This is a genomic window from Streptomyces noursei (assembly GCF_001646665.1).
GTDB classification, from domain to species: domain Bacteria; phylum Actinomycetota; class Actinomycetes; order Streptomycetales; family Streptomycetaceae; genus Streptomyces; species Streptomyces lavendulocolor.
The window spans coordinates 194,778-214,462 of record NZ_LWBU01000043.1 but is presented as its reverse complement, the minus strand read 5'-3'; the positions used below and the strand labels follow the sequence as shown (position 1 = coordinate 214,462).

Annotated in this window: 11 protein-coding genes; 6 read left to right on the top strand and 5 right to left on the bottom strand. The window is 75.7% G+C overall.

Annotated elements, in window-relative coordinates; genetic code table 11:
• The first annotated feature begins 158 nt into the window (after positions 1–158).
• Together A4V12_RS05035 and A4V12_RS05030 are read left to right on the top strand one after the other, a co-directional pair.
• Positions 159–1,130 carry an acetylxylan esterase gene (locus A4V12_RS05035; protein WP_064067976.1) on the top strand — a complete coding sequence of 324 codons (972 nt, stop codon included), beginning with the start codon at positions 159–161 and terminating at the stop codon, positions 1,128–1,130.
• Positions 1,131–1,236: 106 nt separating this feature from the next.
• Positions 1,237–1,833: a Type-2Aa cytolytic delta-endotoxin gene (locus A4V12_RS05030; RefSeq protein ID WP_064067975.1), complete on the top strand. Its 597-nt coding sequence runs from the start codon at positions 1,237–1,239 to the stop codon at positions 1,831–1,833.
• 30 nt (positions 1,834–1,863) lie between these two features.
• Here the strand turns inward: A4V12_RS05030 and A4V12_RS05025 are convergent, their stop codons facing one another.
• From A4V12_RS05025 to A4V12_RS05015, 3 genes are all read right to left on the bottom strand, one after another.
• Positions 1,864–3,207, bottom strand: a complete 1,344-nt coding sequence (locus A4V12_RS05025) for a UDP-glucose dehydrogenase family protein (RefSeq protein ID WP_064067974.1) — start codon at positions 3,205–3,207, stop codon at positions 1,864–1,866.
• A 206-nt stretch (positions 3,208–3,413) separates the two neighbouring features.
• Positions 3,414–5,177, bottom strand: a complete 1,764-nt coding sequence (locus tag A4V12_RS05020; protein ID WP_079136818.1) for a SulP family inorganic anion transporter — start codon at positions 5,175–5,177, stop codon at positions 3,414–3,416.
• Positions 5,178–5,214: 37 nt separating this feature from the next.
• Positions 5,215–5,814 carry a carbonic anhydrase gene (locus A4V12_RS05015; protein ID WP_064067973.1) on the bottom strand — a complete coding sequence of 200 codons (600 nt, stop codon included), beginning with the start codon at positions 5,812–5,814 and terminating at the stop codon, positions 5,215–5,217.
• Between the two features lie 596 nt (positions 5,815–6,410).
• On the opposite strand from A4V12_RS05015, the gene A4V12_RS05010 reads away from it, so the two are divergent.
• Positions 6,411–7,154, top strand: coding sequence for a response regulator transcription factor (locus A4V12_RS05010; RefSeq protein ID WP_064067972.1), 744 nt, complete (start codon positions 6,411–6,413; stop codon positions 7,152–7,154).
• A gap of 14 nt (positions 7,155–7,168) precedes the next feature.
• The gene (locus A4V12_RS05005; protein WP_064067971.1) at positions 7,169–8,704 is read left to right on the top strand and encodes a sensor histidine kinase; all 1,536 of its coding nucleotides are present in this window, start codon (positions 7,169–7,171) and stop codon (positions 8,702–8,704) included.
• Positions 8,705–8,711: 7 nt separating this feature from the next.
• Here the strand turns inward: A4V12_RS05005 and A4V12_RS05000 are convergent, their stop codons facing one another.
• Positions 8,712–9,263 (bottom strand): DUF2165 domain-containing protein, encoded by a 552-nt coding sequence (locus tag A4V12_RS05000; RefSeq protein ID WP_079136817.1) that lies wholly within the window; start codon positions 9,261–9,263, stop codon positions 8,712–8,714.
• A 102-nt stretch (positions 9,264–9,365) separates the two neighbouring features.
• Between A4V12_RS05000 and A4V12_RS04995 the strand changes: the two genes are divergently transcribed.
• Positions 9,366–11,006, top strand: a complete 1,641-nt coding sequence (locus A4V12_RS04995; RefSeq protein WP_064067970.1) for an FAD-binding oxidoreductase — start codon at positions 9,366–9,368, stop codon at positions 11,004–11,006.
• 231 nt (positions 11,007–11,237) lie between these two features.
• Positions 11,238–12,032, top strand: a complete 795-nt coding sequence (locus tag A4V12_RS04990; protein WP_064067969.1) for a VOC family protein — start codon at positions 11,238–11,240, stop codon at positions 12,030–12,032.
• Between the two features lie 22 nt (positions 12,033–12,054).
• Here A4V12_RS04990 and A4V12_RS04985 read toward each other — a convergent pair whose 3' ends face one another.
• A complete protein-coding gene (locus A4V12_RS04985) occupies positions 12,055–19,674 on the bottom strand; it encodes a type I polyketide synthase (protein ID WP_064067968.1) in 7,620 nt (2,539 codons plus the stop codon).
• Positions 19,675–19,685: the final 11 nt, after the last annotated feature.

Genomic DNA, 19,685 nt, shown 5'->3' with positions numbered 1-19,685 from the left:
TGCGTTGACGGGAGTTGAGACTGGAAGGAAACTTTCCTGACGGATGGATAGCAGGTCGGACTCCGCACTTGCAAGGTGCATGACAACCTTCAACGACCATGTACCGGCGGCTAGCGTGTGCTCACCATGTCCCCGACCACGAGCACGGTGGTGCCTCCATGCCGCACTTCGACCTGCCCCTCGACCAGCTCCGTACCTACCGCAGCACGTCGCGCGAGCCGGAGGACTTCGACGCCTTCTGGGCCAAGACCCTCGACGAGGCCCGCTCCCACGAACTCGGCGCCCGGTTCGCACGGATGGACACCGCCCTCACCACCGTCGACGTGTACGACGTCACCTTCGCGGGCTTCGGCGGCCACCCCGTCAAGGGGTGGCTCGTCCTGCCCGCCGGCACCCGGGAGCCGCTGCCGGTCGTCGTCGAGTTCCTGGGCTACGGGGGCGGGCGCGGCCTCCCGCACACGCACCTGCTCTGGGCGTCGGCCGGGTTCGCGCACTCCGTGATGGACACCCGCGGCCAGGGCAGCGGCTGGGCCGGCGGGGACACCCCCGACCCGGTGGGCAGCGGGCCCGCGTACCCGGGCTTCATGACACGCGGCGTGGAGGACCTGTACGCGTACTACTACCGGCGGCTGTTCACCGACGCCGTGCGCGCCGTCGAGGCCGCCCGCTCGCATCCGCTGACCGACGCCTCGCGCACCGCGGCCGTCGGCATCAGCCAGGGCGGCGGGATCGCCCTGGCCGTCGGCGGGCTGGTGCCGGACCTGGTGGCCGTCGCGCCCGACGTGCCGTTCCTGTGCGACTTCCCCCGGGCGGTGACGCTCACCGACCGCGCCCCGTACCGGGAGATCGCCACGTACCTCAGGACGCACCGGGGCCGCGCCGAGCAGGTCGCTCGGACCCTCGCCTACTTCGACGGCGTGCACTTCGCGGCGCGCGGCTCGGCGCCCGCGCTGTTCTCCACCGCCCTGGAGGACCTGACGTGCCCGCCCTCGACGGTGTTCGCGGCGTTCAACGCCTACGCGCACGAGGACAAGGCGATCGAGATCTACGACTTCAACGACCACGAGGGCGGCGAGTCCTTCCAGCAGGCCGTCCAGCTGCGGTGGCTGCCGCGCCGGCTGACGGGCTGACACCCCGGGTGGTCGTCTTGCGGTGCGGACACCCGCGGGGGCGCGGGCGGACGGGCGGCATACTGACCGACCGGGCGCGATCACTTCCGACGTACCAGGAGCAGCCATGGTTGACCCGATCGCCACGGACAGGACGACCTTCCGGCCGGTCTTCGAGGTGGGGCCGTCCTTCATGGAGCAGGCACGCGGCATCGAGGCCCGGTTCCAGCACGCGATCGCCCCCGCGACGGTGGACTTCGACTTCGGCGAGATCAGCCGGGCGGCGAAGGCCATCCCCGACAGCACCACCGTGAAGATCCTCCGCGGCTGGGGCCTCCAGGAGACCGCTCCGGTGAGCGTGATGGTCCTCTCCCTCCGGGAGGCCGTACGCCAGGCCCTTCCGCAGCCCTTCGCCAACCCCGCCTTCTGGGACAGGACCGAACGGGCGCTCACCGACGCCTTCGTGGGCCTGTACGGGCAGACCGGCACCCACCTCTCCTTCCACCGGGAGGAGCCGGACCGCACGAGCTACTACTACAACCTGCTGTTCGCCCTCCAGGACGACGAGACCGGGGACGCCGTGCACTCGGTCGCCCTGTGCGCCGACGTGACCGTCGGCCTGGGCCCGGACGCCGTCCGCGCCCTTACGGTCGAGGACACCGCGCCGTACGCGATCCGGGTCAACGCCATCACCGTGCGCCGGGGCGCACCGGCCGCCGGCTGACCCGGCGCGCGGGCCGGCGGGTCGCCGTGCCTACGCGCTCGGCGCGGGGCGCGGCGCCCCGGCGGGGGCACCGACCCGGTCCGGGAGCCGGTTGCCGATGCCGCGGTAGGTCAGTGGGAGCCCCGTCAGCCGCTCGGGCAGCAGGCAGTTCTTGCCGTCGACCACCACCGCGGGCGGTGCCATGCCGGCCGCCAGCAGGGACCAGTCGGCCTCGATGGTCTCGGGCCACTCCGTGAGGACGACCGCCGCCCGGGCGCCCTGGACGGCCGACTTCAGGTCCGTACAGGGCCGGGCGCCGGGGAAGAGCTGCCGCATGTGCTCGGCGCCGACGGCCGGGTCCCAGACGCGGACGGCCCCCGCCTCGGCGACCAGCCGGGGGATCAGGACGCGGCTGGGCGCGGCCCGCAGGTCGTCGCTCCACGGCTCGTAGCGGACGCCCAGCACGGCGATGTCGCAGCCGGCCAGCTGCTCGCCCAGCTCCTCGCGCAGGACGTCGCGCACCAGCCCGGGCTGCGCGCGGTTGACGGCGATGGTCGCGTCGAGCAGCGGCGTGTCCACGCCCCGGCCGGCCGCCCAGTGCGCCAGCGCAGCGGTGTCCTTGGGGAGGCACGAGTCCCCGAAGCCGAGCCCCGGCTGGAGGAAGGCGTGCCCGATCCGCGGGTCGAGGCCCACGCCCTGCATCACCTTGTCGATGTCGAGGTCCGGGGCGGCGCAGAGCCGGGCGCACTCGTTCGCGAAGCTGATCTTCATGGCGAGGAAGGTGTTGCTGGCGTACTTGATCATTTCCGCGGTGTCGGGCGTCGTCACCACCCAGGGGCACGTCAGCGCCCCGTACAGCTCGTGCAGCACCGGCAGGGGGTCCCGCGACCACAGGCCCACCACCGTCCGGGCCGGGGCGGTCCAGTCGTCGAGCGCGCTGCCCTGGTTGAGGAACTCGGGGTTGTACGCGTAGCGGTCGCGCAGCTGCGGATGGGCCTGGAGGAGCCGGGCGCTGCTGCCGGGCGGCACCGTCGACTTCAGCACCACGGCCGGCGGCGGCAGCAGGGCCGCCACCTCCGCGAGGGCGGACGTGACCTGCGAGAGGTCCGCCGCCCCCGTCTCGCCGGGCGGAGTGCCCACGGTGATCAGGACGACGTCGTAGGGCTGCCTGAGGTGGCTGTGCGCCAGGTCGGACGAGAAGGAGAGCCGGCCGGTCTCCCTGGCCAGGGAGAGTTCGTCCTGGAGCCCCGGCTCCGACACCGGCGTACGGCCCGCCTCCAGGGCCGCCAGCCGGGCCGGCTCGCGTTCGATTCCCGTCACCTGATGCCCCTGCCGGGCGAGGGCCACTGCCCCGGTCACACCGACATAGCCCTGACCAATGATGGCGACCCGCACGTGACTCTCCCGACACCGGCGATACCAGCAGGACCTGCTGCCGCTCCGTACGCGGAGACGCCAGCTTGCCGCCGCGGATCCGGCCGGGCCACCCGTCCCGGCCGGACGGGTGACTGCCCGAGGGGCGGAGGCCGGGCGGGTGGCGGAAGGCGGTACGGGTGGCGGGCGCCGGGCCGCCGGCCGCGGGCTCGGCGACGGTAGTCGCTTCAGCGGCGCGGGTCGGCGAACCAGGCGAACCCGTCGCCCGTGCGGTCGCCGTCGCCGGCCGGGGGCGGCACCGGGATGCCGGCGACCCGGTCCGGCCGCGGGAGCGGGGACGCGGCGGCGGGCGGGGACGTGGAAGGATCCGGCGGCAGCAGTTCGACGCGTACCGTCCCGGTCCTGCGCTGCTGGTCGACGAACTCGTCGATCCGTGTCCGGCAGGCGTGGTCCAGGTGGGTGAGGGCCGTCAGGTCCACGCGGACCCGGGGCGTTCCGGCGGCCGCCAGACGCTCCAGGGCCTCCGTCAGCTGCGGCAGCCGTACGAAGGTGGCGCTGCCGGCCAGGGTGAGCACGGCCGTCTCCCCGTCGCTGGTCTGCCGCACGGTGGTGCGCGACATGCGCAGCACCGCGAGCAGGGTTCCCGCCGCCAGGCCGATCAGTACGCCTTCCAGCAGAGCCGTACCGAAGATGGCGAGCGTGGTGACGCCCATGACGACGGCTTCGCCGCGGTCCTGGCGCCAGAGCAGCCGGAACTGCTCCGGGGCGAACAGCTTCCAGCCGCTGTGCACCAGGACGCCCGCGAGGACGGTGACCGGTATCAGCGCGAGCAGTCCGGGCAGCAGGAGCGCGAAGGCCAGGAGCCACAGTCCGTGCAGCGTGCGCGAGAGGCGGGTGCGCGCTCCGGCCTGGACGTTGGCGGAACTGCGGGCGACGACGGCCGTCATGGGCAGGGCGCCCAGGACGCCGCAGACGGTGTTGCCGACACCCTGCGAGAACAGCTCCATGTTGTAGCGGGTGCGCGGCCCGGAGTGCATGCGGTCGACGGCGGCGGCGGTGAACAGGCTCTCCGCCGAGGCGATCACGGTGAAGGTGAGGATCGTGGCGATGACCGCCGGGTCGGCGAGCCCCGCGAGCTGCGCCGGTCCGGGCAGGTGGACGGAACCGAGCAGGTCGCCGACCTGGAGGGTCCTGATGCCGACGCCGGGCAGGGCGGCGACGGCCATGCCCAGGACGACCGCGACGAGCGCGGCGGGCACCCGGTTGACCGGCCCGGGCACCTTCTTCCAGAGGAAGCTCAGGACGACGGTCACCGTGCCGAGGGCGGCGGCGACGAGCGCGTCCGGCGTGGCGAAGGTGGTGACGACCAGGCGCGGCAGCCCCAGCAGGTTCTCCACGGGGGTGCCCGGCGCCTTGGCGTCGGCGAGGACGTACGACTGGCCGATCATCAGGGGCAGGCCGATGCCCGCGAGCATGCCCTGCACGACCGCCACCGAGATGGCCTGGAACATCCGGCCCAGCCGGATCAGCGCGAGGCCGATCTGGAGGAGGCCGCTGACCAGGACGATGAGGCCGAGCATGGCCAGGCCGTGGTCCAGTACGGCGTCGGCGACCAGCGCCGCGAGGCCGGCGGCGGGGCCGCTGACCTGGAGGGCGCTGCCGCGCATCAGGCCCACCACCAGGCCGCCCACGATGCCGGAGACGATGCCCAGTTCGGGCGGCGCCCCGGACGCGACGGCGACACCGATGCACAGGGGCAGGGCTACCAGGAACACGACGAACGAGGCGGTGATCTCGGTGCCGAGGTGGGCGCCGCGCAGTTCGGCCGCGAGGCCCGGGGCCGATTTCGGCGGCGCGGGGGTGGCGGGGCCGGAGGGGGCGGTGGTGGCGGGGCCGGTGGGGGCGGCGGGGCCGGTCGCGCTGCGGGGTCCGGAGCGGCCCGCGGGGCGTGCGTGGCGGGCCCGCGGCCGGGTCGGGGACGGGGAGGACATGTGGGGGACTCCTTGCGGGAGGGCTCGGGCCGGCGGGTCAGTGGGGCGCGAACGCGCCGTCCTCGCCCAGCTCGTGGAGGACTCCGGTGTCGACGCGGTAGTACCAGCCGTGGAGCCGCAGGTCGTCGCCGTCCAGGAGGCGGCGGACGACGGGGTACGAGCCCAGCGTCGCCAGCTGGTGCACGACGTTGAGCTGCACCAGCCGTTCCAGAGGGTCGCCGTCGCCGTCGCCGTCGGCCCGGTGGGCCAGCACGGGGCGGACGAGCGAGAGCCACGCCTCGACGCCGGGCAGGAGCGAGAGGTCGCGCCCCGAGGCGAGGGCGCTCATCGCCCCGCAGTGGGAGTGGCCGCAGACGACGACGTCCCGGATGCCGAGCACGTCGAGCGCGTACTCGATGGTGGCCATCTCGCCGGACGCGTCGGCCGCCCAGCGGGGCGGGACGATGTTGCCCGCGTTGCGGAGCTCGAAGATCTGACCGGGACGCGCGCCGGTGATGTGCGCGGGTACGACCCGGCTGTCCGAGCAGCTGATGACGAGCGCCTGCGGGGACTGCCCGTCGGCGAGGCGACGGTAGGTGTCGCCGGCGTCGGCCACCTGCCGGTGGAAGGAACGGGCGTGGTCGAGAAGGGCCTGCATGGTGTCCTCCTGGTCGACGGACGCCGCGGGACGGCGACGTGCCACGTGGTGGCGGCACGGTGCCCGCGGGCTGTCCGGACGACACTAGGAAGCCGTCTGCCAGACGCGGGGAAGCGTTTGGTTAATACGCGGCCAGCGGCCGCCCAGTTTTGTTCCGGCGCGATTCTGTGAGCTATCGCTCGATGGGCCGGAGGAACGGCGTCCCGCGGCCCGTCCTGTTGTACGGTGCGAATCCCGAAAGGCAGTGCGGGGAGGGGCGGTTGGCGTGACGCGTGCGGACCTGCGCACGTCGCGCCCGTACGCCCCGCGCGGAGCGGTGCGCGTCGTGTGCGTCCGTGAAGTGCGCCGTGCGGAGCGCGGCAGTGTGTTGCGCTCCATCCGCCCGCCGCGCTGCGCGGTGCGCAGTGTGCCGCGGGAAGTGCGGGGTGTGCCGTGTCGTGTTGTGACGTGCGGGGTGTGCCGTGCGGGGCGTGACCGCCGCGCCGGTGCGGTCCGGGCGTCGCGGCGCGCGGTGCGTCGTGCCGCGGTGCGTCGTGCCGCGGTGCCGTGTGTGGTGCGTCGTGCCGCGGCGTGGACCGGAAGGACGGATACGACTCATGCGGGTGCTGCTCATCGAGGACGACGCGTCGATCGCCGAACCACTGGCGGAGGGGCTCGCCCGCTACGGGCTGACGGTCGGACGGGTGGCGACGGGCGGGGCCGCGCTCGCCGGGCCGTTCGGCGACATCGTGCTGCTGGACCTGGGCCTGCCGGACATGGACGGCATCGACGTCTGCCGCCGGATCCGGCAGGTCTCGCACGTGCCGATCATCATGCTGACCGCCCGCGGCGAGGAGGCGGACCGGGTGGTGGGCCTGGAGATGGGCGCCGACGACTATCTGGCGAAACCTTTCAGCATGCGGGAGCTGATCGCCCGCATCCGTGCCGTGACCCGCCGCACCCGTACCGCCGCCGGCCATCCGGAGCACACCGGCCTCCCCGCGCCCCCGCACCGCCCGGACGGGCACGCGGCGGCGCCCGGCACCGGACACGCGGAGGGCCCGGTGCGCCTGGGCGGCCTGGTGGTGGACCGGCGGACCCGCCAGGCGTGGGTGGGCGACGCCCTGGTGGCGCTGACGCCCAAGGAGTTCGACCTGCTGGCGCTGCTGGCCGAGGACCCCGGCGCGGTGTACTCGCGCCAGCGGATCCTCGACGAGGTGTGGGACCCGCATTTCCACGGCCCCACCAAGACCCTCGACGTCCATGTGGCGGCCCTGCGGCGCAAGTTGGGCGACTCCGGCTGGATCCACACGGTGCGGGGGGTCGGGTTCCGCCTGGTCGTCCCGGCGCCGCACGCCTGACGGGCGGTGCCGCGGTGACCCGACGCCTGCTCCTGAGCCATCTGACGGTGGCCCTGCTGGTCCTGCTCTGCCTGGAGGTGCCGTTGGGCATCGTCTACGGCAGGGCCGAGCAGCAACGCGCCACCCGGGCCGCCGAGGACGAGGCCGAGTCCCTCGCGGCGTACGCGGCCGTCTCCCTCGGCGGCGGCCGGACGGCGGCCCTGGCCGACCGCGTGGCGCACTGCGCCGAGCGCATCGGCGGGGAGGTGTACGTCTTCGGCCCCGACGGCCGCCTCACCGTCTCGTCCCGGTCGCCGGCCCCCGCCGGGACGGGCGACATGGCGGGCCGCCCGGAGGTGCGGTCGGCGCTGCGGGGGCGCGCGGCCACCCACGTACGCACGAGCCCGCTGGGCGGCGGGGTGCGGGAGCTGGCCGCGGCCGCCCCGGTGCCGCTCGGCACCTCCCGCTTCGGGGCGGTGCGCGTCACCTTCCCCACCGGCACGCTGCACCGTCGGGTGCAGGGCGTGTGGCTGACCCTGGGCGGTGTCGGGCTGGTGGCCCTGACCGCGGTGGCCGGGGTCGCGTTCCGCCTGGCCCGGTGGACGAGCCGGCCCGTGCGCGAACTGGAGCGGGCCACCGCCCGCCTCGCCGAGGGCGACCTCTCGGCGCGGGCCACCCTCGCCACCTCGACCGGCCCGCCCGAGGTGCGGCGGCTGGCCGTCACCTTCAACGAGACCGCCGCGCGCCTGGAGCACCTGCTCGAAGCGCAGCGCGCCTTCGCCGGGGAGGCCTCGCACCAGCTCAAGACCCCGCTCGCCGCGCTCCGGCTGCGCCTGGACAACCTGGAGCCGGACGTCGCCGCCCATGCCCGGGGCGGTCTGACGGCGGCGATGACCGAGACCGAACGTCTCGCCCGCATGGTCGAGGGCCTGCTGGCGATGGCCCGGCTCGACGAGAAGGCCGTGACACGGGTGCCCGTCGACCTCGACCGCGTCGCCGTCGACCGGGTGCGGACCTGGACCCCGGTGTTCGAGGAACGGGGCTGCCGGCTGGCGCTCGGGGTCGAGCACGCGGGACAGGCCCTCGCGGTGCCGGGCGCGGTGGAGCAGATCCTGGACAACCTGCTGTCCAACGCCCTGCGGGTGTCGGCACCCGGCGCGGTGGTGCTGGTCGACCGCCGGCTCCCCCGCCCCGCCCGCCGCGGTGCCCGCGAACACCGCCCTCAGTGGGCGGAGTTGCATGTGGTCGACGAGGGCCCCGGTATGCCTCCCGAGCACCGGGAGCGCGCCTTCGACCGGTTCTGGCGCGCCCCCGGGGCGACCGAGGGGGGCAGCGGACTCGGGCTGCCCCTGGTCCAGCGGCTCGCGGTCGCGAGCGGTGGCCACGTCGCGCTGGAGGTGGCCGCCCGGGGCGGCATCGACGCCGTGGTACGCCTCCCCCCGGTCCCGGCCCGCGGAGCCGGGACGACCGCAGGCCGGGCCGAGTCGCTGATCCCGTGGCCCGCCCGCCGGGCCGTCCCGGTGCCCCGCCTCCGCGGCAGGCCGCATCCGCGACCCGCGCGCCGGTCTTGACGGTACGTCAGTCGCTCTGGCGCGGCCCGGCCGGCAGGTGGACGACGACCAGGGAGAACGCCGCCAGCACGACGTAACGCAACGCCGAGTCCAGGCCGTTCCAGTCCGAGGACTGCCACATCGCGAACCACTCGCCCCCGATGCCGAAGAATCCCGCGCCGAACAGGAGCAGCACCATCACCAGGCCCAGGCTGCTCGCCCGGCGGGCCCGGTCGAGGGCGCCGCGGCGCCGCAGCGCCCCCGCCCACAGCCAGGTGGCGAGCACCAGGACGGCCGCGGTGAGCACCTCCCACACGATGATGGCGACGTACGCCGCGTTCTGGAGGGCGGGCGAGGTGATGGCCCGCCACATCAGTTGCGGGTCCTTGAAGGTGGTGTCCATGGCCAGGACGTGCTGGACGAACTGCTGGTTGGTCCCGAAGTCGGTGATGTTGCCGAAGGCCACCAGGACCATGGAGAGCGCGACCGTGCCCGTCAGGACCGCCGCCGCGACGGGGAGCGTGCCCCATCGCAGGAGCCGGTCGTAGGACGTCCCGGTGCGTCCGGTGTCTGCCGTCACGTCGAATCCCCCTCGATCATCCGGTGGTTGTACGCAACCTCGCTCCGTTCCCTCCCATCATCCTCTGTGCGACAGGTCGGCACAGCAGGGGGGCGGCGAACGATGGACCGGACGACGGCACACGGCGGCGACGGCGGCACGCGCGCGGGGACGGGCGGCGGGCCGAGCCGCCGCCGTCTCCTGGGGGCGGGCGCCGCCGCCACCGTGTCGGGGGCGTTCCTCACCGGGGCGGCGGGGGCCGGCCGGGGGCCGGCGGCCGGCCCCGGGCGAGTCCCGGGCGCGGCCGCCAAGGCGCCGGGGGCGGCGGGAGCGCCCCGGCCGGCGGACTGGGCGGCGCTCGCCAAGGGGCTCGACGGGACGCTGGTGCGGCCGGGCGACCGGGACTACGACACGGCCCGCACGCTGTTCAACCCCCGGTTCGACGCGGTGCGTCCGGCGGGGGTCGCCTACTGCGCCCGGCCCGAGGACGTGCAGAGCTGCCTGGCGTTCGCCCGCCGGCACGGCGTACCGGTGGCGGTGCGCAGCGGCGGGCACTCGTACGCCGGATGGTCGTCGGGGCCGGGCCTGGTCGTCGACGTGCAGAGGATGGCCTCCGTGTCGCTGTCCGGCGGCACCGCGACCATCGGCGCGGGCGCCAAACTCATCGACGTCTACGACCGGCTGACCGCCCGGGGCCGGACCGTGCCGGCCGGTTCGTGCCCGACGGTGGGCGTCGCCGGGCTGGTGCTCGGCGGCGGCATCGGGGTGGTGAGCCGTGCCTACGGCGTGACGAGCGACAGCCTGACGGGCGCCAGGATCGTCACCGCCGACGGCCGGACACGGGAGGTGGACGCCACGCGCGACCCCGATCTGTTCTGGGCGCTGCGCGGCGGCGGCAACGCCCAGTTCGGGGTGGTCACCGAGCTGCGGATGCGGACGCACGCGGCGCCCGAGTGCACCACGTTCTTCCTGCGGTGGCCCTGGTCGCGCGCGGCGGCCGTGGTACGGGAGTGGCAGCGCTGGGCCCCGACGGCGCCCGACGGGATCTGGGCGAACCTGCACCTGGCGGCGCCGGTGGGCGGACGCCCCGGTTCGGTGCGGGTCGGCGGGCTGGCCCTCACCGGCCGGCGTGACCTGGAGAACCGGCTCGACCGGCTGGCCGGAGCCATCGGAGCGGCGCCCGCCTCGGAGTCGATCCGCACCCGCCCCTTCATGGACGCGATGAAGGTGATGGGCGGGGTGTCGGGCTGGAGCATCGCGCAGGCCCATCAGAAGGGGTCGCTCCCCGGTCGCACCCCGCAGGGCCGGGTGGCCCGCGAGTCGTACGCCGCGCGGTCCGACTTCTACACGCGCCCCGTCCCGGCCGCCGGGGTGAAGGCCCTGATCGCCCGGGTGGAACAGCTGGCGCGGCTCGCCGGCGGCGGGGCGGGGAGCATCGCGCTGGACGCGATGGGCGGTGCGGCGAACCGGGTACGGCCGGGCGACACGGCGTTCGTCCACCGCGACGCGCTCTTCCTGGCCCAGTACATCGTCTCCTGGCCGGACCGCGCCCCGGCGGCGACGGTGGCCCGGCACCGGGCGTGGCTGGACGCCACGTACGACGTCATGCGTCCGTGGGCGAGCGGCCGGGCGTACCAGAACTACACGGACCCGGCGCTGCGGGACTGGCGTCGCGCCTACTACGGCGCGAACATCGACCGTCTGGTGAAGGTGAAGGCGGCGTACGACCCGGGCCGGCTCTTCCGCCACCCGCACGGCTTCTGACCCGGCCCGCCCGCGGGCACCGGCCGGTGCCGGGCCCGGTCCACGCCGCGCCCGGTCCGCTCCGGGCCGCACGAGTGCCGGGCCGGGCAGGGCCCCGTTCGCGCCGCGCCCGCACGAGTGGCGGGCCGGGCCGTCACCGGTTCGTCCGTTCCCGGAGGGCGGATGCCGGTGACGGGTGCCAGGCTGTGGGCGTACGCGAGTTCCGTGCCCCCGCGAAACGAGGATGGCGCCGTGATCACCACTGACTTCGCCCCCGGCTCCCCGTGCTGGATCGACCTCGGCGCGCCCGACGTCCCCGCGGCTGCCGACTTCTACGGATCGGTGTTCGGCTGGGAGTTCGAACCGGCCGGTTCCGACCAGGGCGACTACGGCATGTTCAAGCTGGGCGGCAAGGCGGTCGCCGGCCTCGGGAAGCTCACCGAGGAGGGTGCCCGCTCGGCGTGGATGATCTACTTCAGCACGCCCGACGCCGACGCCACCACCGAGGCCGTCCAGCGGTCGGGCGGCACGGTGCGGGTCGCCCCCATGGACGCCGACGGGGAGGGCCGGATGGCCCAGTACACCGACCCCCAGGGCGGCCAGTTCGCCGTCTGGCAGCCGGGCACGACCAAGGGCGTGGAGGTGGTGGACGGCGCGGGGAGCCTGGGCTGGATCGAGCTGTACACCACGGACCTGGCCGCCGCCAAGGAGTTCTACGGCAACCTCTTCGGCTGGGAGACGCAGGACATGGACCTCCCCGGCGGCGGCGGGACGTACTCGCTGATCACCCCGTCCGGCCTGCCCCCGGAGCGGATGCACGGCGGTCTGATGCAGCTGCCCGGTGACGCGCTCACCCTCACCGGCGGCCGCCCCTACTGGCACCCCGTGTTCGGCTCCGGCGACTGCGACGCGACGGTCGCCAAAATCAGGGAGAAGGGCGGCACCGTCCAGATGGGTCCGGAGGACGCGCCGGACGTCGGCCGCCTCGCGGTCTGCCTCGACCCGGCCGGTGCCGACTTCGTCGTCCTCACGCCCGTCCAGGGCTGAGCCCGCCGCCGGGCCGGCCGGGTCACCGGCCGGCGGTCCCCCCGCCGCCCTCGGGGCGGAGCCCGAGCCGCCGCAGGACCAGGCGGGCGACGTCGGCCAGGGTCAGGCCGTTGCCCATCAGTTCGGTGGGCGAGATCACCAGGTCGAAGCGGCTGCGCACGGCCACCAGGAGCTCCGCGCCCATGAGCGAGTCCAGCCCGTGGTCCTCCAGGCGGCGGCGCGGGTCCAGGTCCTCGCCGCTGGTGTGCAGCACGCCCGCCAGCAGCGTCACGAGCACCGCGGTGACGGCGGCCTCCGCCTCCTCCGGCGCCATGCCGGCCAGTGCGCGCAGCTCGTCGGCCTGCGACAGGTCCCCGTCGTCCGCGCCGTCGGGCACCAGGGCCCGGAACCGGGGGCCGTTCACCAGCGGCAGCAGCGCCTTGGCGCGTGCCCAGTCGCAGCGCTCCACACCGGCGACCGCGGTCCCCGCGGCCAGTGACGGACCGGCCGCCGTCAGCGCCTCGTCCGGGGTCAGGGGCACCATGCCCAGGCCGGCCACGGAGTGCTCCAGGGCGTGGCGGGCCACGTACCCCGTCCCGCCGATCGCGCCCCACGCGATCGTCGTGGCGGGCAGCCCCGCCGCACGCCGCCGGCGGGCGAGCGCCTCCAGGTAGGCGTTGCCGGCCGCGTAGGGCGCCTGGGCGATGTTGCCCAGGCAGGCCGTCAGGGAGGAGTAGGCGACGAAGAGGTCCAGCGGCCGGTCGCGGGTGAGCAGGTCCAGCAGGGCGCCGCCGGTCGTCTTGGGGGCCAGGACGGCGGCGATCCGCTCGTCGGTCAGCTCGGACAGGGGCGCGTCGTCCAGGTGCATGGCGCAGTGCACCACGCCGCGCAGCGGGCGGCCCGTGGCGTCGATGTCCCGCAGCAGCCGCCGCACGGCGTCCGGGTCGGTGACGTCGGCGGCGTACGGGGTGGCGCGGACGCCCCGCTCGGCGAGCCGTGCCAGCACCGCGGCCGCCTCGGGGGCCCGCTCGCCGCGCCGGCTCACCAGGGCCAGGTGCCCGGCGCCGAGTTCGGCGAGCCGGCCCGCGGTCGCGGCGCCGAAGCCGCCGAGGCCGCCGGTGACCAGGTAGGTGCCGGACGGGTCCAGGTGCGGTTCGCGGGGGCCGGTGGTCACCGGGACGGGTTCGTCCAGGGGGTCGAAGGTGACGACCACCTTGCCGAGGTGACGGGAGTGCTGGAGGAGGCGGAAGGCCTCCTCGACGCGTGCGGCCGGGTAGGCGGTGTGCGGCAGGGGCCGGTACGTCCCCGCGGCGACCCGCTCGGCGACCTCGGTGAACAGCTCGCCGTTGCCGGGGGCGTCGAGCGGCAGGGTGTTGAGGTCGACCCCGAAGAAGGCGATGTTCCGGTCGAAGGGCCGCATCGGCAGCGGCTTGTTCTCGAAGATGTCCCGCTTGCCGAGTTCGACGAAGCGTCCGCCCGGCCGCAGCAGGTCCATGCTGCGCGCGATGGCCTCCCCCGCCAGCGAGTTCACGACGACGTCGACGCCGGCGCCGTCGGTGATGCGGCGCACCTCCGGGGCGAAGTCCAGGCTGCGGGAGTCGAGTACGTGCTCGACGCCCTGGGCGCGCAGCCAGTCGCGCTTGGCCTCGGTGCCGGCGGTGGCGATGAGCCGGGCGCCCCGGGAGCGGGCGTACTGGAGGGTGGCGATGCCGATGCCGCCGGCGCCGCCGTGGACGAGGACCGTCTCCCCCGGGGCGAGCCGGGCGAGGCGGTGCAGGCCGTGGTGGATCGTGGCGTGGACGACGGGGAGGGTCGCCGCCTCGGCGAATCCCATGCCGTCGGGGATGCGGCCGAGGGACTTCTCGGAGGTGACGGTGTGCGAGGCGAGGGAGGCGGGGGCGAGCCCGTACACCCGGTCCCCGACCGACCACCTGGTCACCCCGCGGCCGACCGCGGTGACGACGCCGGCGCACTCCAGTCCGGGCCCCTGGGCGGTGGGGGTGCCTTCGACCGCCTCGGCGGGCAGGAGGCCGTTGGCCGTCAGGGTGTCGCGGTAGTTGAGTCCGGCGGCGCGTACGGCGACGGCCACGTGGCCGGTCGCGGGCCGTGCGGGGGTGGTGGGTTCCCAGGCGAGCCGGTAGCCGGTGCCCGGGTCGGTGACGCGGAGCGCGAAGGACCCGGGCGGGGCGGTGAGGCGCGTGAGTCCGGGCCGGGTGGTCGTCTCGCGCGGGACGAAGCGCCCGGCCGGGGTGAGCACGAGCTCGTCCTCGTCGTCGGGGGCGAGCAGTTCGGCGGCCAGGCGCCGGGCGTCGGCGGCCGGGTCGCCGGAGCGCTCCAGGCTGACGCGGCGGACGTCGAGCCGGGGCTGTTCGTTGGCCAGGGTGCGGGCCATGCCCCACAGGGCGGCGTCGCCGGGGAAGGCGGGCTTCTCGGGGGCGGGGAAGAGCCCGCTGGGGCGGGTGACGAGCCAGATCCGGACGGTGCCGTCCTCGGGCCGGCCGTCCCGGCAGGCCGCGGCGACGGCACGCAGGAGGGCGGCGCGGCGGGTGGTCCTGTCGGTCAGGCCGGCCGGGTCGGTCTCCGGTTCGGCGCACAGGACGGTGAGCGTCACGTCCCGGGCGCCGGCCGCCCGCAGCCGGGCGAGGGATTCGGGGGCGGCGCCGGTGCCGGTGGTGACGACGGTGGCGCCGTCGCCGGCCGTCTGCCGCAGCAGGTCGGCGAGGGCCCGGGCGGCCGGTGCCTCCGCCTCGCCCTCCGCGGCGACGGCCCAGGCGGTGGGCCGGTCGGGCGCCGGTGCCGGCAGGGGTACGGGTGCGCACCGTTGCGGGGCGCCGGTGTCACGGGACGCGGGTGCGGCGGCGAGGAGCACGGAGTAGTCGTCCCGGGTGGGCTCGCGGTCGTCGCCGGTGAGGACGACGTCGGTGAAGCCGCACTCCTCCAGCAGCGGCGGCCACGCGTCGCGGGCGAGGAGGACCGAGTGCGGGCGCACCTGGTGGTCGTCGCGCCGCCAGAAGCTCTCCAGGGTGCCGAAGACGCCGCTCAGTTGCTCGGTGTCGTGGGGCTCCAGGGCCAGCAGCAGCCCGCCCGGCGCCAGGAGCGAACGTACGCGGCGCAGCGCGGCGGCCACGTCGGTGGTGGTGTGCAGGGCGTGCGCGGACACGACCAGGTCGAAGGCGCCTCCGGTGAACCCCTGCGGGCCAGGGTCGCGGTTCAGGTCGAGGGTGCGGTGGTCGACGAAGTCGTACGCGGCGAAGCGGTGCTGGGCGCGGGTGAGGAAGGCGGCCGAGACGTCGGTGTACGTGTAGCGGGTGCGCTCCGGAGGGAGGACCGGCAGCAGGGCGGCCGTGGTGCCGCCGGTCCCGGCGCCCACCTCCAGCACGCGCAGCGGCCGGTCCGCCGGCCAGGCGCCGGCGAGTTCGCGTACCAGTGCCTGGCAGACCCGGTTGTGGAAGCGGGTCACCGGCGAGAGGTCGTAGAGCTGTTCGCAGGTGACGCCGTCGGCGGCCAGCAGCTCCAGGGGGTCGCGGGTGCCGCGCAGGACGGCGTCCAGGTGCCGGGCGCGCCGGGCGAGGAGTGCCGCGTCGGCGCAGAAGGCGGGGTGGTCCGCGATGAGCGCGCCGAAGAGTTCCCGGGCGCGGAAGGCGCCGGTCGTCAGCAGCCACCGGCCCTCGGGGAGGGCTTGCGCGAGTCCGTACCGCCGCAGCACGGGCAGCATCAGCGCGGTGACGGGGTGGTGGGACGCCGGCAGGCCGGCGCCGGTCAGCGTGGTGAGGTCGAAGGTGGCGGCCGGGCCGGGCAGGAAGCCGGTCAGTGCCTCGCCCCAGGCGTGGGCGACGGCCTCCTTCGCCGCGGCCGTGAACCGCTCGTAGGGCACGTCCCGCCAGGCCGCGCGCAGTGCGGCGATCCGCTCGGCGGCGGCCTTGGCGAGCAGGGACGGCGTGGGTGCGGGACCCGGCGGGGTGTCCCCGGGGCGGGGTGCGGCGCGCAGCACGGTGCGGCGCAGTGCCAGGGGTGCCGCCTCGGCGCCGGTGAGGCGGCGCAGCCGGCAGCCCTCCAGCTCGACGGTGACGGTGCCGTCGTCGTCGGTGACGGTGATGTCCCAGCAGACCTCGGTCGCGGTACGGGCGCGTTCGCGCACGTGCACCAGCCCCTTCGGGGCGGGGGTGCGCCAGACCCGTACGGCTCCGACGGCGGACGGCAGGTGGGCGGGGACGGCGGCGGGGCCCGCGTAGAGCAGGGGTGCTCCGGCCTGCAGGGCGCCGTCCAGCAGCGCGGGGTGGACCTCGTAGGCGGCCGGGTCGGCGCCGGCGTCGTGCCGGTAGGTGGCCAGCACTTCGCCGCGGCCCACCCGCAGGCCGGTCAGGACCTGGAACGCGGTGCCGTAGGCCAGGCCCGCGCGTTCGCAGGTGCGGTAGTGGTCGGCTCCGTCGACGGTACGCCGGCACCGGTCGCGTACGGCGGCGGTGTCCAGGGGCTCGGGGGGCGCGCCGAGCAGGGCGCGGACCCGGGCGCGGACGTGGGTGCGCGGTTCTTCCCCGCGGTCGTCGGTGCTGGTGAGGGTGAGCACCCCGTCGTCGGGTGACACCGTCACCTGCGTGCGCAGCGGCCCCGGGTCGGGCCAGGGCACCGCGAGGGGGCGGTGGATCTGGAGGTACGCGACCTCGGCCGGGGCGCCGAGGGCACGGCGCCCGGCGGCCAGCGCCGTCTCGACGTAGCCGATGGCGGGCATGACGACGGTGCCGTCCACCCGGTGGCCGGCCAGCCACGGGACGAGGGCGGGGTCCACGGCGCCGGACCACAGCGGCTGGGGTGCGGGGATCCGTTCGCCCAGCAGCGGGTGGTCGATCCGGCCGTCGCCGCCGGTGCGCAGCACCCAGCTCTCGGGGGCGCCGTTCCAGTGGCGCTCCCGCTGCCACGGGTACGCCGGCAGGTCGGCGGGCGGGGCCGGGTGGGGGAAGTGGCGGTCCCAGTCCACCGGCGCGCCCGCCGCGAGGAGGGCGGCCACCGCCTCCGCGACGGAGGCCACGCCGTCGGCGTCGCGCCGCATCGTGGGGACGTACGCGGCGGTCGCCGCCGGGGCGGTGCGCCGCAGGTAGGGGCGGAGCACCGGGTGCGGGCCGACTTCGAGGAGGATGCCGGCACCGTCGGCGAGGGCGCGGCCGACGGCCCGGTCGAACCGTACGGGTTCGCGGACGTTGCGCCACCAGTAGTCGGCGGTCAGCCGCTCGCCCGGCACCGGGTCCCCGGTGACGGTGGAGAGCATCGGCAGCCGGGTGGCGGAGGGCGAGAGTCCGGCGAGGGCCTGTGCGAGCGGGGCGCGCAGTGCGTCCATGGCGGCGCTGTGGAAGGCGTAGTCGAGGCCGAGGTCGCGGAAGAACACCTGGCGGCGGGCGAGTTCCTCGCCGAGGGCGGTGAGGGCGTCGGGGTCCCCGGCGACGGTGACGTCCCGGCCGCTGTTGACGCCGGCGATCTCCAGGCGGCCCTCGTACGCGGTGAGGGCCTCCCGCGCGTCCGCCTCGCCCAGGCCCACGGCGGCCATGCGTCCGCTGCCGGCGGTGGCCGCCTGGGCGCGGCTGCGCTCGGCGATCACGCGGGCGGCGGAGGGCAGGTCCAGCGCGCCGGCGGTGTGGGCGGCGGCCACTTCGCCGACGCTGTGGCCGATGACGGCGGCGGGCCGCACGCCCCGGTCCGCCAGCAGGGCGACGAGGGCGGTCTGCACGGTGAACAGCATCGGCTGGGCGATCTCGGTGCGGTCCCAGTGGGTGGCGTCGCCCGATTCCAGCCGTTTGGCGACCGACCACCCGAGGTGCGGGGCGAGGGCCGTGTCCACCTCGTCGACGGCCGCCCGGAACACCGGTTCGTACGCCACCAGGTCGGCGGCCATGCCGGGCCACTGGGAGCCGTTGCCGGAGAAGACGAACGTCACCGCGGCGTGCCCGGCCGGCTCCCCGACGGCCCCGGCGGCGCCGGTTCGCGCGCGGGCGCCGTCCTGGTCGGTGCCCCGGCCGGTGCCCGGGGCCCCGTCCGGGTACGGGTCCGGGTCCGGGGCCGCGGTGCGGCGCCGGTCGGGGGCCGAGGCCCCGTCGGACGCGGGGCCGCCGTCCGGGAGGAGCTCCGCCAGCCGTGCGGCCGCCTCCCCGGGGTCGTGCGCCAGGACGACCGCCCGGTGCGGGTGGGCGTCGCGCCGCAGGCACGTGGTGCGGGCCAGGCCGTAGAACTCCCCCGGCCCCGCCTCCGTGAGGCGCCGCGCCACCCGGGCCGCCGCCTCGCGCAGCGCCCGCGCCGAGCGTGCGGACACGAGCACCGGCAGCGGACGGTCGCCCGGGCCGGTGACCTGCCGGGGCACCGGGGCGGCGGCGGGCGGCGCGGCGAGGACGGCGTGGGCGTTGGCGCCGCCGAACCCGAAGGAGTTGACGCCCACGGCGGACCGGCCGGTCACCGTGACGGGGAGGGGCTCGACGGCCGGGGCGAGCCCGAGGCCGGGGAAGTCGATGTCCGGGTGGAGGGGCGCGGCGTGCAGGGACGCCGGGACGTGGCCGTGGCGGAGCACGAGCAGGGCCTTGAACAGGCCGGCCATCCCGGAGGCGGGCTCCAGGTGCCCGAGGTTCGACTTGACCGAGCCGAGCGGCAGGGGGCCACCGCTGCGGCGGCGGCCCAGCGCCCGGCCGACCGCGCGGGCCTCGACGGGGTCACCGGCCTGGGTGCCGGTGCCGTGCGCCTCGAAGTACACCAGGTCGTCGGGGTCGACGCCCGCCCGCGCGTAGACGGAGCGCAGCAGTTCCTCCTGGGCCGTCGCGCTGGGCAGGGCCACCCCCTGCGTCCTGCCGTCGCAGTTGGTGCCCGTGCCCCGGATCACCGCGTGCACGCGGTCGCCGTCGGCGAGCGCGTCGCGCAGCCGCTTGAGGACGACCACTCCCCCGCCCTCGGCGCGGACGAACCCGTCGGCGTGGGCGGAGAACGCCGCGCAGCGGCCCCGGCGGGAGAGCATGGCGGCCTGGGAGAAGCCCACGTAACCGAGCGGACCGGTCAGGACGTTCACTCCTCCGGCGAGGACGGTCCGGCCGGCGCCCTCGGCGAGGAAGCGGCACGCCCGGTCCACGGCCACCAGGGACGAGGAGCAGGCCGTGTCGATCACCATGCTGGGCCCGCGGAGGTCCAGGAAGTGCGAGAGCCGGTTCGCGCCGAGGGCGCTCGCTGCGCCGAGCATGGTGTAGGGGTTGACGTCACCGGTGAGGGAGAGCTGGAGGGTGCCGTAGGAATGGTCGGACATTCCGATGAAGACTCCGGTGTCCGAACCGGCGAGTGAAGACGCGGGAATTCCCCCGTCGTCGAGCGCCTCGACCGCCAATTCCAGCAGCAGCCGGTGCTGGGGGTCCATCTGCGCGGCTTCCCTGGGCGAAATGCCGAAATAGGCCGCGTCGAATCCGGTGACGTCGGAGAGGAAACCACCGGCGGACGTGTAGGACTTCCCCGGCCGGGGCGCCGCCCGGTCGACGAACCGCCGGGCGTCGAACCGGTCGCCGGGAGCCTCGCCGACGAGGTCGCGCCCGCTGTCCAGGGCGCCCCAGAGCTGCTCCAAGTCGGCGATGTCCCCGGGCAGTCGGCATCCGGCACCGACCACGGCGATGGCGTCCTCGTGGTCGTCGACGTCGGTGTGTTCCATGGGGATGCCTT